We start from the raw sequence: 13435 nt of genomic DNA on the forward strand, positions 1-13435 counted from the left end.
CTCGGTTGCCTGCTCAGCCGGCGAAGGCGAACTCCCGCGCCGCGAGCTCCTCGTACGCCTCGCGGACCATCGCCAGCGCCCAGGACATGCGGCGGGCGGCGGACTCGGGGTACTCGCCGAACTCGCCGGCGACACGAGCGGTGCAGCCGTTCACGCCGTACCGGCGCAGCGTCGTGGTGACCGCGGTGCGCACCTGCAGCGGCGTGGGCTCCTGCGACGCCTGCAGCGCGGAGGCGAACAGGGCCTCGGCCCGGACCGTGTCGAACGTCGTGTTCATTGTCAACCCCCCGGTTGATGTGCTCCCTGACACCATTCAGAGAACCGTCGGCGCGGTGCCGGACCGGGACCCGTTCAGGTGCTGGACGGTAGCGCGCCACGCCCGCTCAGGGCTTGCCGACCGATCCCGTTCGGGTTACGGTCGAGCCAGTCCCGCGGAAGTCGGCAATCTGCCGCCCGGGGACGCCCTTCGCCACCGCGTGTCACGCTCTCGCGCAGGAAGCCAGGCGGCCACCGCACACGCAGCGCAGCGCAGCCCGTTCCTCGGTTACACACGCGTATCCGAAGATCATTTTTCCTCGCGGCCGAACAGTCCTAGGAGGACGCATATGGCCCCAACTGAAGTGTTGGAACGCACCACCCAGAAACAGAACCCCGCAGCTCAGGGCCGTCGCCGGACCCGCTCCTCGCAGCGCAACCGCGACCACAGCCGCCCGGCCAACCAGCCGCAGCCGCCCACTCCGGGCGAGGCCCGCGACGTCGCCGGCATCGCCGACGTCCACCGGGACAAGATGATCCTCCGGGTCGACAGCTACCTGCCCGGCCCCGACGACGTCGCCATCCCCGCGGCCATGGTGCGCAAGTACGGCCTCCGCCAGGGCGACGCCCTGACCGGCAGCGCCAACGGCGGCACCCTGACCCGCCTGGACACCGTGCACGGCAACGACCCCGAGTGGGCCCGCAACCGTCCCGAGTTCAGCAAGCTGACCGCCCTCTTCCCGCAGGAGCGCCTGCGGCTGGAGACCGGCCCGCGCCAGCTCACCACCCGCCTGATCGACCTGGTCATGCCCATCGGCAAGGGTCAGCGGGCGCTCATCGTGTCGCCCCCGAAGGCCGGCAAGACGATGGTGCTGCAGTCGATCGCCAACGCCATCGCCACGAACAACCCCGAGTGCCACCTCATGGTGCTGCTGGTCGACGAGCGGCCCGAAGAGGTCACCGAGATGCAGCGCTCCGTGCAGGGCGAGGTCATCGCCTCGACCTTCGACCGCCCCGCGAACGAGCACACCGGCATCGCCGAGCTCGCCATCGAGCGGGCGAAGCGCCTCGTCGAACTGGGCCACGACGTCGTGTTCCTGCTCGACTCGATTACCCGGCTCGGCCGCGCGTACAACAATTCGGCGCCCGCCTCCGGCCGCATCCTGACCGGCGGCATCGACGCGAACGCGCTGTACCCGCCGAAGCGCCTCCTCGGCGCGGCCCGCAACATCGAGAACGGCGGCTCGCTGACCATCATCGCCTCGGCCCTGGTCGAGACCGGCTCCAACGGCGACACGGTCATCTTCGAGGAGTTCAAGGGCACCGGCAACGCCGAGCTCAAGCTCGACCGCCGCCTCGCCGACCGCCGCGTCTACCCCGCGATCGACATCGACGCCTCGAGCACCCGCCGCGACGACGTCATCCTGCACCCGGACGAACTGCAGGCCGTCCAGCGCCTGCGCAAGGCCCTGGGCGCATCGGGTCAGCCGTCGACCGAGCAGCTGCTCGACCGCCTGGCCAAGACCCAGTCGAACGCCGAGTTCCTGACCCTCCTGCTGCGCGGCCAGGCCTAGGGACCTACAAGGACACCTTGGAGCGCATGAGGGCCTCCTCGGTCGGCAGGACTCCCAGGGCCGAGGCGAACGCCATCTCGCGGCCCCAGGACGCCACGTCCGCGGGGGCCAGGTCCTTCACGCCCTCCATCGCGACCAGGTGGGCGCGGTAGGCGAGCCACTCGCCGGCCGTCCGCGTGCCCTCCGGGGTGAGCTGGTCGCTCCAGCGCAGCTCGACGGCGAAGTACAGGATCAGGAAGACCGCGCCGGCGGCCATCAGGGAGCCGGTGATCTGGTCGGCCAGGTTCGCGTGCAGCTTGAAGGACGCCCACATCCAGGTGGCGAACATGAAGCCCGACGGGACGACCGCCGCGCCGAGCAAGGTCCGGCGCGTCGGGCGGGACAGGCGGCGCTGCGACAGGCCGCGCGTGCGAGCCTCGTCGATCACGGCGCGGTAGAAGGCGCCGCGCCACCGCCGGGCCTCGGTCCAGCTGCGGAAGGCGAGGCTGGTCAACGAGGCCTCGCCGTTCACCGAGAGCTGGTTGACACGATCCAGGACCTGCTGCTCGTACGGCGTGAGACTCCGCCCGTCCCCCTTGCGCATCCGCACCGTGGTCTCGGCCGGGTCCTCGCCCGGCTGGCGCAGCTCCAGGAAGCCGCGCGCGGCCAGGTCGAGCAGCGTGCTGTCGATCGCGTCCTCGTCGGGCCGCCACCGGTTGACCATCAGGCTCACCACCGCCGGCGGCTCCTCACCCGGCGGAGTGCTCAGCGTCTCCCCGGGCTCGGGGAGCCGCGGGCGGGAGCGCCAGAGCGCGGCGGCCGTGAGCAGCGCCCACACGGCCAGCGTGACGGGCACGCTGAGCTGCAGGAACGGTGGCCAGTCCACGTGAACCTCCGGGCGGGGGCAGTTCGGCAACGGGGCGCAACAACCTTAGACCCCGCGGCCGGGATTTCCCCGTAAGCCTAGAAGCCGCTCAGCACGACCTTGCCGACCATGTGTCCGTCCTCCACCATCTCGTGGGCCTTGCGCAGGCCGGCCGCGTCGATCGGGCCGAGGTTCGCGGCCAGGGTGGCCCGGAGGGTGCCCGCGTCGACCAGATCGGCCGCGCGGTTCAGCAGCTCGTGCTGGACCACCATGTCCGCCGTCTGGAACAGCGGGCGGGTGAACATCAGCTCCCAGTGGAAGGTGATGCTCTTGGACTTCAGCGGCAGCAGGTCCAGGCCCGGCGGCTCGTCGATCGCCGTGATCTCGCCGCCCGGGCGCAGGATCTCGGCGTAGCGCTCGATCTGCCCGGCGGTGAACGGGGAGAAGACGAAGTCCACGCCGTGGGGCAGCTCGTCGTGGCCGACCACCTCGTGCGCGCCGAGCTCGAGCGCCCAGGTGCGGGATTCGGGGCGGGAGGCGGTACCGACGACGTGCAGTTTCGTGAGGGCGCGGGCCAGCTGGACGACCATCGAGCCCACCCCGCCGGCGGCGCCCAGCACGAGCAGCGTGCCGGTGCTGTCCGGGCCGAGGCGGAAGCGGTCGAACAGGGTCTCCCACGCGGTGATCGTGGTCAGCGGCAGCGCGGCCGCCTCCGGAAAGCCCAGCGACGACGGCTTGCGCCCGGCGATCCGCTCGTCGACCAGGTGCAGCTGCTGGTTGCTGCCGGGCCGGTCGATGGAGCCGGCGTAGTAGACGGCATCGCCCGGCGCGAACAGCGTGACCTCGGCGCCGACCGCCTCGACCGTGCCGGCCGCGTCGAAGCCCAGCACCCGCGGCCGCGGCCCGGGATCGGCGCTCGCCCGCAGCTTCACGTCGGCCGGGTTGACCGAGACCGCCTCGACCCGCACCAGCAGGTCGCGCGGGCCCGGCTCCGGCGCCGGCAGCTCGAGGTCCTCCAGGACGCCCGGGGCGCCCGCGGTCCGATACCCGACAGCTCGCATGTTCTGTGCCATGCCCCCGAAGCTAGGCCGGAAACGGTGGTTACCCGCAAGGGACCTTACTTCCCGTTGGGTACCATGCAGGCCATGGCCGACGACGACGTGTACGCCGCCTGCTGTCCGTGCCGGGACATGCTCGACCTGCTGGCCAACAAGTGGAGCGCGCTCGCCCTCGGCGCGCTGGAGGACGGGCCGCGGCGGTTCGGTGCGCTGCGGGCGCGGCTGCAGGGGGTCAGCCCCAAGGTGCTCACCGCGACGCTGCGCCGGCTCGAGGAGCACGGGCTGGTCACCCGCGAGGTGTTCGCCGAGGTGCCGCCCCGGGTCGAATACGCGCTGACCCCATTGGGCCGCGATGCGAATGGCCCGCTCGCGCAACTGCGCGCATGGGTCGAGGACAATATCGGGCGCTTTCCGGCGAATCGCGTGGCCTGACGTGTTCGTACCGGAAATTGCCCTCGATCTCGCCCCGGAGAACGTCGGCCTGTTCGACGCCACCGGTGGATATCGCAGCGACACCCCGCCGCCGTTCTGGTCCTTTGTGTGGCCGGGCGGACTCGCGCTGGCGCGATTCGTGCTGGATTCCCCGTCGGCCGTACTGGGAAAGACCGTGGTCGATATCGGCGCCGGTTCCGGGATCGTGGCGATCGCCGCCGCCATGGCCGGTGCGCGCCGGGTCGTCGCGGTGGACACCGATCCCGCCGCGCTGGAGGCCTGCGTTCGCAACGCGACGGCCAACCGCGTCGAGCTGGCGACCGCGGCGGCGGCGGAGCCGGCCGACGTGGTGCTGGCCGGGGACGTGTTCTACTCGCCGTCCGTGGTCGGGCCGGTCCTGAAGCTGCTGCGCGCGACGGCACCGGTGGCCCTGGTCGGCGATCCGGGCCGCGGGTTCCTGCCGGAGCGGCTGTTCGAGGAAGTGGCGGCATACGACGTCCCGGTCCGCCAGCTGCTGGAGGACCGGGACGTCATGCGCACCAAGGTCTGGCGGCTTACTTCCGGCGCTTCTGGTCCTTGTTGAGGCCGTCGAGGCCCTTGTCGAGCCCGGCCCGGCGCAGCGCATCGGCCAGTGCCCCGCCGCCGGTGAACGGCGCGCTCTGCTGACGGTCCCGGCCGCCACCGCCACCGCCGCCACCGCCGCCACGGGGACGGTCCTGCCGAGGCCGACCGCCGCCGTCGCGGCCACCGCCACCGCCGCCTTCGCGGGGGCCGCCGCCGGAGGGCTTGGCCGCCTCGTCCTCCAGGCGCAGCGTCAGCGAGATGCGCTTGCGCGGAATGTCCACGTCCAGCACCTTCACCCGCACGATGTCGCCCGGCTTGACCACCTCGCGCGGGTCCTTCACGAACGTGCGCGACAGGGCCGACACGTGGACCAGCCCGTCCTGGTGCACGCCCACGTCGACGAACGCCCCGAACGCGGCCACGTTGGTGACCACGCCCTCCAGCAGCATGCCGGGCGTCAGGTCGGAGATCTTCTCGACGCCCTCGGCGAACTCGGCCGTCTTGAAGGCCGGGCGCGGGTCGCGGCCCGGCTTCTCGAGCTCCTTGAGGATGTCGGTGACGGTCGGCAGGCCGAAGGTGTCGTCGACGTAGTCAGCGGGCTTGAGGCGGCTCAGGGCGGTACCGTTGCCGATCAAGCTCTTCAAATCGCCGCCCGTGGTGGTCAGGATGCGGCGGACCACCGGGTAGGACTCCGGGTGCACGGAGGACGAGTCGAGCGGGTCGTCGCCGTCCGGGATGCGCAGGAAGCCGGCGCACTGCTCGAACGCCTTCGGGCCGAGGCGGGCGACGTCCTTCAGCGCGCGGCGGTTGCGGAACGGGCCGTTCTCGTCGCGGTGCGACACGATCGCGGCGGCCAGCGTCGAGCCGATGCCGGAGACGCGGGTCAGCAGCGGGGCCGACGCGGTGTTGACGTCCACGCCGACGCCGTTCACGCAGTCCTCGACGACCGCGTCGAGGGAGCGGCTGAGCTTCTGCTCGGACAGGTCGTGCTGGTACTGCCCGACGCCGATCGACTTCGGATCGATCTTGACCAGCTCGGCCAGCGGGTCCTGCAGCCGCCGGGCGATCGAGACCGCGCCGCGGATCGACACGTCGAGGCCGGGCAGCTCCTGGGAGGCGTAGGCGGAGGCGGAGTACACCGAGGCGCCCGCCTCCGAGACCATCACCTTGACCACCGAGAGCTGCGGGAACTGCTTGACCAGGTCGGCGGCGAGCTTGTCGGTCTCGCGGGAGGCGGTGCCGTTGCCGATCGCGATGAGCTCGACCTTGTGCTTCTGGCACAGCGCGGCCAGGATCGCGATCGACTCGTTCCACTTGTTCTGCGGCACGTGCGGGTAGATCGTGGCGTGGTCGACCACCTTGCCGGTGGCGTCGACGACGGCGACCTTCACGCCGGTGCGGAAGCCGGGGTCGAGGCCCAGCGTGGCGCGGGTGCCGGCCGGGGCGGCGAGCAGCAGGTCGCGCAGGTTGGCCGCGAAGACCCGCACGGCCTCCTCCTCGGCCGCCTGCCAGAGCCGCATCCGCAGGTCGATGCCCAGGTGCACGAGGATTCTGGTACGCCACGCCCACCGGACCGTGTCGTTCAGCCACTTGTCGCCGGGGCGGCCCTCGTCGCGGATGCCGAACTTCGAGGCGATCGCCGGCTCGTAGAGCGACGGCGCCTCCGGGTCCGCGGAGGGCTCCATCACCAGGTCGAGCATCTCCTCCTTCTCGCCGCGGAACATGGCGAGGATGCGGTGCGAGGGAAGCTTCGTGTACGGCTCGCTGAAGTCGAAGTAGTCCGCGAACTTGGCCCCGTCGGTCTCCTTGCCCTCGCGGACCTTGGAGACGAGCCGGCCCTGGCCCCACATCTTCTCGCGCAGGTCGCCGATCAGGTCCGCGTCCTCGGAGAAGCGCTCGACGAGGATGGCCCGGGCGCCGTCCAGGGCGGCGGCGGTGTCGGCCACGCCCTTCTCGGCGTCGACGAACACGGCCGCGGCCGCCTGCGGGTCGACCGTGGGGTCGGCGAGCAGCCCGTCGGCCAGCGGCTCCAGCCCGGCCTCGCGGGCGATCATCGCCTTGGTCCGCCGCTTGGGCTTGAAGGGCAGGTAGATGTCCTCCAGCCGGGCCTTGGAGTCGGCCGCCATGATCTGCGCCTCGAGGGCCTCGTCGAGCTTGCCCTGGGTGCGGATCGACTCGAGGATGGCGGTCCGCCGCTCCTCCATCTCCCGCAGGTACCGCAGCCGCTCCTCCAGCGTGCGCAGCTGGGCGTCGTCGAGCATCTCGGTCGCCTCTTTGCGGTACCGGGCGATGAAGGGCACCGTGGCCCCGCCGTCGAGCAGGTCGACCGCCGCCGTAACCTGCCGCTCCCTGACGCCGAGCTCTTCTGCGATGCGCTGGTGAATCGAGACCGTCACGAGATGGCATTGTGCCCCACCGGCACCGTGAGCACCCAGTACCTTCAGCGTGACCGCCGAAAAGCGTCCGCCGAAACGGGATCTCATCGCGAAACCGTCTCACCTATGCTCTCGGCTCGTGACTTCCTTCGACCCGGCCGGGCCCTTCCCGGAACTGGGGGAACTGCGCCGCGCGGCCCTGCGCCGCGACTGGCCCGCGATCGCCGCGCAGTTCGCCGGTTGGCAGGACTGGGACGACCACGAGTACGCGACCCGGCTCGTCGCCGACACCGCCGACACCGAGGGTTTCCTGGGCGCCGAGGCCGAGCGCGAACGGCAGACGCGGGACGGCACGCTGGCCCGGACGCTCTTCGCCGCCCGCCTCATCAGCGCCGGCTGGGACGTGCGCACCGGGGCCCGCGCGAACAACGTCAGCGATGCGCAGTTCGCCACGTTCCACGACTACCTGCGCCGGGCCGAGCAGGTGCTCATCGAGGTCACCGCCGAGCAGCCCGGCAACGCGACCGCCTGGTCGCAGCGGATCAAGACCAACCGGGGCCTGCAGCTGGGCCTGGCCGAGGCCCGCCGGCGCTACGACCGCCTCAGCAGATACGTGCCGCACGTGTACGTCGCGCAGGCCAACGTCGTCCAGCAGTTCTGCCCGAAGTGGGGCGGCTCGGTCGAGAAGGTGCACGCGTTCGGGCTGGAGTGCATGCGCGCCGCCCCGCTCGGCTCGCTGGCCCCGCTGGCGCTGCTGGAGACGCACTTCGAGATCGCGTTCGAGCGGGACGCGTCGCACTGGCGGCGGCCGGACGTGCGGGCCGAGATCGAGGAGGCGGCCGACCGCTCGGTGCGCCACCCGGCGTTCCGCACCCGCGGTTACCGCGCGCTCACTGCGTACAACCACTTCGCGCTGGCGTTCAGCCACCTGGGCGACCCGGCCGCGGCCCGGCCGTTCTTCGCGGCGACCGGCGGCTTCGGCACCGGCTACTTCTGGAGCTACGTCGGCGGCGACGAGCAAGCCGCCTACAACGCGGCGCGCGCGAGGGCGATGAAGGCGATGACGGCATGAGCTTCGAGACCACCGACGTCGACGGCGTTCCCGCCCTGTTCGCCAAGCACGACGGCCCGATGCTGGCCGGCCTCACCTTCCGCGTGGGGCAGGCCGACGAGACCCTGGCCCGGCGCGGCATCACGCACCTGCTCGAGCACCTGGTGCTGCACGGCCACGGCCTGACGGACTACCACTACAACGGCAGCACCGGCGTCGTCGTCACCAACTTCCACCTGCAGGGCGGCGAGGACGACATCGTCGCGTACCTCAACGGCGTCTGCGCCTCGCTCCAGTCGCTGCCCATGCACCGGCTGGAGACCGAGCGCCAGGTGCTGCGGGCCGAGGCGAGCGGCCGGAGCACCGGGGCGGCGGACTCGCTGGCCCTGTGGCGCTACGGTGCGCGCACGTACGGGCTGCCCGCGTACGGCGAGATGGGCCTGCCCCGGATCGGCCCGGACGAGCTGCAGTGGTGGGCGCGGACCTGGTTCACCCGGCAGAACGCGGTGCTCTGGGTGGCCGGCGAGCGCATCCCGCCGGCCCTGAAGCTCGCGCTGCCCGACGGCGAGCGGCGCCCGGCGCCCGCCCCGACGAGCGCGCTGCGCGGCACGCCCGCCTACTTCTGCGGCGACGGCAACCACGTGGCCTACGACGGGATCGTCCGGCGCAGCACCGCCGCCATGGTGCTCTCCGAGGTGCTGGAGCGGGAGCTGTACCGCAGCCTGCGCCAGGAGGACGGCAACTCCTACACCGCCGCGACCAACTACGACCCGCGCGGGGACGGATACACCGTCGTCACCGCGATCGCCGACAGCGTGCCCGACAAGCAGGACGCGGTCCTCGGCGGCTTCGTCGACGTGCTGGCCAGGCTGCGGGCCGGCCGGATCGAGGCGGCCGACCTCGACGCGGTGCGGGCCAAGGCCGAGGACAGCCTGCGCGGGCCGATGGCCGACGTCGGCCGGCTGCCCCTGCGGGCGTTCGACCTGCTCGTCGGCGCGCCGCTGCGCAGTGTGGAGGAGGTGCGCGAGCAGTTGCGGGCGGTGACCGTGGCCGACGTGCACGCGGCGGCGCTGGAGATGCTCGACTCCGGGCTGCTGCAGACGCCGCGCGGGCACGACGCGGAGTGGGCCGGTTTCGTCGCGGCCCCGATCAACTCGGAGCGGGCGATCGACGGGCCGCGGTACCCCTCGATCGAGAACCCGCAGATCCGGCTCGTCGTCGGCGCGTCCGGGGCCGGCCTGGACCGCGAGGGCCGCCCGCCGGTGTCGATCCCGTTCGACCAGTGCGCGATCTCCCTGGCCTACCCCGACGGCGGCCGCCGGCTGATCGGCTTCGACAGCCTGATGATCGACATCGAGCCGGCGGTGTACCGCCTTCCGCCCGAAGCCCTCGCCCACGTCGACGCGGCCCTGGCGCCGGTGATCGTGCCCCAGCGGCCGCGCGCGCCGAGAAGCGTCCCGGTGCCGCCGATCCCGACCGCGCCCGCCCGGAAGAAGCCGGGGCTGCTCTACGGCGGCGTCGCGGCGCTGTTCTTCGCCCTGATCGCGCTCTACTGCGGTGGGCTGTTCACGGTCGTGGTCCACGCCCACCCGGCCGACCCCGCCGACGAGGTCCCCCTGGACGGCTTCGCGTGGACCGTGTTGGTGCTCACGTACGGAGGGGTTCCTGGCGCTGGCCGTTCTCGGTGTCTACCTGCTGCGACGGCGTAGCAGAAAGTAGTTTTTCCGGAAGCGTTATTGACCCTGCGCCACCACGTCTCCTGAATAGGTTCGACAGGAGGCGCTGATGAGCACGGCCACGGTGATCGCGGCACGAGCCGGCGACCAGCGGGCACTCGATGCCCTGGTCGGCGAGTACCTGCCGCTGATCTACAACATCATCGGGCGCGCGCTGCAGGGGCACGCGGACGTCGATGATGTGGTGCAGGAGACCATGCTGCGCGTCATCGACGGGTTACCCCGGCTGCGCGAGCCCGACAGCTTCCGCTCCTGGGTCGTCGCGATCGCGATGTCGCAGGTCCGCGACCGGCACCGCCGGCAGACGCAGGCGCCGCTGGTCGGGGACTGGGCCGACCCGACCGACACCGCCGACCCCGGCGCCGACTTCGCCGACCTGGCCATCACCCGGCTGCGCCTGTCCGGGCAGCGCCAGGAGGTCGCCGAGGCCACCCGCTGGCTCGACCACGACGACCGCGAGCTGCTCTCGCTGTGGTGGCTTGAGGCGGCCGGGCAGCTCGAGCGCGAGGAGGTCGTCGACGCGCTGCAGCTGACCCGCCAGCACGCGGCGGTGCGCATCCAGCGGATGAAGGCCCAGCTCGACGCGGCCCGGGCGGTCGTGCGGGCGCTGGCCGCCCGGCCCCGCTGCCCGGAGCTCAACGCCGTCCTGCACAGCTGGGACGGCCGCCCGAGCGCCCTGTGGCGCAAGCGGCTGGCCCGGCACACCCGCGAGTGCCGGCAGTGCGACCGCGCCTGGTCGGACATGGTCGCCGCCGAGCGCCTGCTGGCCGGCGTCGCGCTGGTCCCGGTGCCCTTCGTCTTCAACGCGATGGCTTCCGGCTCACTCACGACGACGGCGGCGGCGGTGACCACGGGGAAAGCCGGTGGCCTCAAGGCCGTGCTGTTCGGCTGGTTCGCCGCGGCCAAGCCGGCCATGGTCGGGGTGGCGGCAACGGTGGCGATCGCCGGTACCGCCGGCGCCGTCTACATCGCCACCCAGGGCGACGAGAAGCCCGCCGTGGTCGCGGCCGCCCCCTCCGAGTCCGCCGCGCCGCCGGCGAGCGAGGCCCCGCCGCCGGCCCAGGCGCCGAGCAGCGCTCCGCCCCCGCCCAGCGTGACGCCCGCCAAGACGACCGTCCCGGCCGCGCCGCCGGCCAAGACGAGCGCCAAGAAGGGCGTGAGCACCAACGACAAGTTCGGCGGCAACAACGGCCCGGCGATGAAGGACGTCAAGGCGGCCTGGTACTACGACTGGTCGCCGAGCCCCATGTCCGGCGTCTCCGGCGTCGAGTTCGTGCCGATGATCTGGGGCGGCGGGAACGTCAGCGCCGACCTGGCCAAGGCCAAGGCCAACGGCAAGACACTGCTGGCGTTCAACGAGCCGGACCTCAAGGAACAGTCGAACATGACCCCGGAGCAGGTCCTCGACCTGTGGCCGCAGCTGCAGCAGACCGGCATGCGGCTGGGCAGCCCGGCCCCGGCGTACGGCGCGGACACCCCCGGCGGCTGGTTCGACCGGTTCATGCAGGGCGTCAAGGACCGCGGGTACCGCGTCGACTTCATCACCCTGCACTGGTACGGCGGCGACTTCGGCCCGAACGCGGCCAGCCAGCTCAAGGGCTACATCCAGAACGTGTACAACCGCTACCACCTGCCGATCTGGCTGACCGAGTACGCGCTGATGAAGTTCGACAACGGCACCGTCTACCCCTCGACCGACCAGCAGGTCGCGTTCGTCAACAGCTCGACGGCCATGCTGCAGGGCCTGTCCTACGTCGAGCGGTACAGCTGGTTCCTGCTCTACACCAGCAAGTCCGGCGACACCGGCCTCTACAGCAACGGCACCACCCCCACCCAGGTGGGCGCCGCCTATCGAGCCGCAGGAGGATGACATGGATGCGAGATCGAGTGGAGCCGCCACGCTGCTCGCCGCGCTCAACGAGGCCTGTGAGGATTTCCAGTTGTACGGCCAGCAGGTGGCCGCCGCGCACGGCCAGATGCACTGGGAGCTGATCGGCCGCATCGGGCGGATCGGCCCCGGCGAGTCCCCGTTCGCGCTGGTCGGCGTCGTCCTGCGGTACGAGCGGACCACGGTCGACCTGGGCGTGGACGTGTGGGTGCGCGAGGCCGGGTTCGAGGTGAGCGGCTACGCCACGATCGACGGGCGGCGGATGCTCATCGACCTGCCGGACGTGCTGACCGAGGACATCGACGAGGCGATTCGGGCGCTCAGGGAGTACACCCGGAGGCTTTGCGCTCGTCGAAACGTGCTCGAGGAAGCGGCCTGAACAGCCGGACCCCGACGGCCACCAGGCCGAGCACGGCGATCGCGACGCCGCAGGTCACCAGGGTCGCCGCCGGCCCGGTGGCCTGCACCAGCGGCGCGCCCAGCAGGGTGCCCAGGGGCGTGGAGACCACGAGCACGGCTCCGCGCGCGGCCAGCACCGACGGCAGACAGGCGGCCGGGGTCAGCCGCTGGAAGATCGACATGCTCGCCGTCGGGTACGGCGCCCAGGCCAGCCCGGCCAGCGCCAGCGTGAGCAGGTCGGCCCAGCGCGGCAGGCTGAGCCCGAGCGGCAGGAGCAGCAGGCCGAAGGCGAGCACCGAGCCGATCGAGGCCGGCCACAGCGGCAGGTGCGGCAGGTGCCCGGTGGCGACCGCGCCGATCACCGCGCCGACGCCGAACGCGGTGTAGAGCAGCGCCACCTCCTGCGCCGAGTTCGCGAACAGCGGCACGGCCACCGGCACCGGCCCGAACAGCAGGAAGAACCAGAACGACAGCGCCATGAGCGCGAACAGCCGCCGGTCCCGCCGGATCGCCGCCAGCCCGGCCGAGCGCCGCTCCCGCTCCGGCAGCGCCGCGTGGGTGCGGCGCTCGCGCTCCGGCAGTGCCGCGTGGTTGCGGCGCTCGCGCTCCGGCAGTGCCGCGTGGTTGCGCACGAGCGCGAACGAGACGGCCAGCACCGCGAACGTGACCGCGTCGGCGGCCAGCACGGCGGCCGCGTCGAACCAGGCGATGAGCAGCCCGGCCAGCATCGGCCCGGCCACCGTGGAGGCCTCGGTCAGCACCGTGAGCAGGGCGTTCGCCGGCACGTGGAGCTCGCTCGGGAGCACCTGGGCGACGAGCGTGTAGCGGCCGGCCGACCCCCAGGCCGAGAGCAGCGCGGAGCAGGCCAGCAGCGCCGTGTACCGGCCGATGGTCAACGCCCCCGACCAGGCCAGCAGCGGGATCGCGCCGAGGAACACGGTGCGCAGGGCGGCGTCCAGCGCGGCCAGGTGCGCCCCGCTGCGCCCGCGCAAGGGCCGGGCCAGCAGCACCGCCCCCAGCGCGCCCGGCAGTGTGTAGGCCGCGATGGCCAGCCCGACCCACAGCCCGCGCTGGTGGTGCGGCGCGACCTGCAAGGCGAGCCAGCCGATCGCGACCGCGCTCATCCCGTCGCCGAGCGCCGAGACGGCCAGGCCGGGCAGCAACCGGGCGAAGACGCGGTTCCGTACCACCGGCCAATAGGGAGGCATCGATTGATTCTGGCCCATGCCCAGCATGGGGTCGATGGCCAATATTGCTGC

11 protein-coding genes and 1 pseudogene are annotated in these 13435 nt (G+C 72.2%); 7 read left to right on the plus strand and 5 right to left on the minus strand.

Going from position 1 to position 13435, the window contains the following annotated elements; translation table 11 throughout:
- Nucleotides 1–13 precede the first annotated feature (13 nt).
- Nucleotides 14–277 (minus strand): hypothetical protein, encoded by a 264-nt coding sequence (locus tag ACQPZ4_RS02190; RefSeq protein WP_433055301.1) that lies wholly within the window; start codon nucleotides 275–277, stop codon nucleotides 14–16.
- A gap of 385 nt (nucleotides 278–662) precedes the next feature.
- Here ACQPZ4_RS02190 and rho point away from each other — a divergent pair.
- Nucleotides 663–1829 (plus strand): annotated as a pseudogene (gene rho, locus ACQPZ4_RS02195) (transcription termination factor Rho); the annotation flags it as partial.
- A 4-nt stretch (nucleotides 1830–1833) separates the two neighbouring features.
- Here rho and ACQPZ4_RS02200 read toward each other — a convergent pair.
- Together ACQPZ4_RS02200 and ACQPZ4_RS02205 are read right to left on the minus strand one after the other, a co-directional pair.
- The gene (locus ACQPZ4_RS02200; protein ID WP_433055303.1) at nucleotides 1834–2694 is read right to left on the minus strand and encodes a DUF2207 family protein; all 861 of its coding nucleotides are present in this window, start codon (nucleotides 2692–2694) and stop codon (nucleotides 1834–1836) included.
- A gap of 77 nt (nucleotides 2695–2771) precedes the next feature.
- Nucleotides 2772–3746, minus strand: a complete 975-nt coding sequence (locus ACQPZ4_RS02205; RefSeq protein ID WP_433055305.1) for a zinc-binding alcohol dehydrogenase family protein — start codon at nucleotides 3744–3746, stop codon at nucleotides 2772–2774.
- 72 nt (nucleotides 3747–3818) lie between these two features.
- Between ACQPZ4_RS02205 and ACQPZ4_RS02210 the strand changes: the two genes are divergently transcribed.
- The gene (locus ACQPZ4_RS02210) at nucleotides 3819–4163 is read left to right on the plus strand and encodes a winged helix-turn-helix transcriptional regulator (protein ID WP_433055307.1); all 345 of its coding nucleotides are present in this window, start codon (nucleotides 3819–3821) and stop codon (nucleotides 4161–4163) included.
- A gap of 1 nt (nucleotide 4164) precedes the next feature.
- Nucleotides 4165–4746: a class I SAM-dependent methyltransferase gene (locus ACQPZ4_RS02215; RefSeq protein ID WP_433055309.1), complete on the plus strand. Its 582-nt coding sequence runs from the start codon at nucleotides 4165–4167 to the stop codon at nucleotides 4744–4746.
- Here ACQPZ4_RS02215 and ACQPZ4_RS02220 read toward each other — a convergent pair.
- Nucleotides 4718–7123 carry a Tex family protein gene (locus ACQPZ4_RS02220; protein ID WP_433055311.1) on the minus strand — a complete coding sequence of 802 codons (2406 nt, stop codon included), beginning with the start codon at nucleotides 7121–7123 and terminating at the stop codon, nucleotides 4718–4720. The two genes, ACQPZ4_RS02215 and ACQPZ4_RS02220, sit on opposite strands and share 29 nt — an antisense overlap.
- 118 nt (nucleotides 7124–7241) lie before the next feature.
- On the opposite strand from ACQPZ4_RS02220, the gene ACQPZ4_RS02225 reads away from it, so the two are divergent.
- From ACQPZ4_RS02225 to ACQPZ4_RS02240, 4 genes are all read left to right on the plus strand, one after another.
- The gene (locus ACQPZ4_RS02225) at nucleotides 7242–8174 is read left to right on the plus strand and encodes a hypothetical protein (RefSeq protein ID WP_433055313.1); all 933 of its coding nucleotides are present in this window, start codon (nucleotides 7242–7244) and stop codon (nucleotides 8172–8174) included.
- Entirely contained in the window at nucleotides 8171–9862 is a 1692-nt protein-coding gene (locus ACQPZ4_RS02230; protein WP_433055315.1) for a M16 family metallopeptidase, read from the plus strand. The genes ACQPZ4_RS02225 and ACQPZ4_RS02230 overlap by 4 nt, the downstream gene beginning before the upstream one ends.
- Before the next feature lie 76 nt (nucleotides 9863–9938).
- Nucleotides 9939–11759, plus strand: a complete 1821-nt coding sequence (locus ACQPZ4_RS02235; RefSeq protein WP_433055317.1) for a sigma-70 family RNA polymerase sigma factor — start codon at nucleotides 9939–9941, stop codon at nucleotides 11757–11759.
- Nucleotide 11760: 1 nt separating this feature from the next.
- Nucleotides 11761–12156, plus strand: a complete 396-nt coding sequence (locus tag ACQPZ4_RS02240) for a hypothetical protein (RefSeq protein ID WP_433055319.1) — start codon at nucleotides 11761–11763, stop codon at nucleotides 12154–12156.
- Here the strand turns inward: ACQPZ4_RS02240 and ACQPZ4_RS02245 are convergent.
- Nucleotides 12098–13384 (minus strand): MFS transporter, encoded by a 1287-nt coding sequence (locus ACQPZ4_RS02245; protein ID WP_433055321.1) that lies wholly within the window; start codon nucleotides 13382–13384, stop codon nucleotides 12098–12100. The two genes, ACQPZ4_RS02240 and ACQPZ4_RS02245, sit on opposite strands and share 59 nt — an antisense overlap.
- Between the last annotated feature and the right edge of the window lie 51 nt (nucleotides 13385–13435).

This window comes from Dactylosporangium sp. CS-033363 (assembly GCF_050942475.1).
Lineage (GTDB): Bacteria > Actinomycetota > Actinomycetes > Mycobacteriales > Micromonosporaceae > Dactylosporangium.

What these genes read in the sequence shown, in the direction of transcription:
- ACQPZ4_RS02235 (WP_433055317.1), top strand. Translation starts at nt 9,939, where the DNA reads ATGAGCACGGCCACGGTGATCGCGGCACGAGCCGGCGACCAGCGGGCA.
- ACQPZ4_RS02205 (WP_433055305.1), bottom strand. Translation starts at nt 3,746, where the DNA reads ATGGCACAGAACATGCGAGCTGTCGGGTATCGGACCGCGGGCGCCCCG.
- ACQPZ4_RS02210 (WP_433055307.1), top strand. Translation starts at nt 3,819, where the DNA reads ATGGCCGACGACGACGTGTACGCCGCCTGCTGTCCGTGCCGGGACATG.
- ACQPZ4_RS02245 (WP_433055321.1), bottom strand. Translation starts at nt 13,384, where the DNA reads ATGCCTCCCTATTGGCCGGTGGTACGGAACCGCGTCTTCGCCCGGTTG.
- ACQPZ4_RS02230 (WP_433055315.1), top strand. Translation starts at nt 8,171, where the DNA reads ATGAGCTTCGAGACCACCGACGTCGACGGCGTTCCCGCCCTGTTCGCC.
- ACQPZ4_RS02190 (WP_433055301.1), bottom strand. Translation starts at nt 277, where the DNA reads ATGAACACGACGTTCGACACGGTCCGGGCCGAGGCCCTGTTCGCCTCC.
- ACQPZ4_RS02240 (WP_433055319.1), top strand. Translation starts at nt 11,761, where the DNA reads ATGGATGCGAGATCGAGTGGAGCCGCCACGCTGCTCGCCGCGCTCAAC.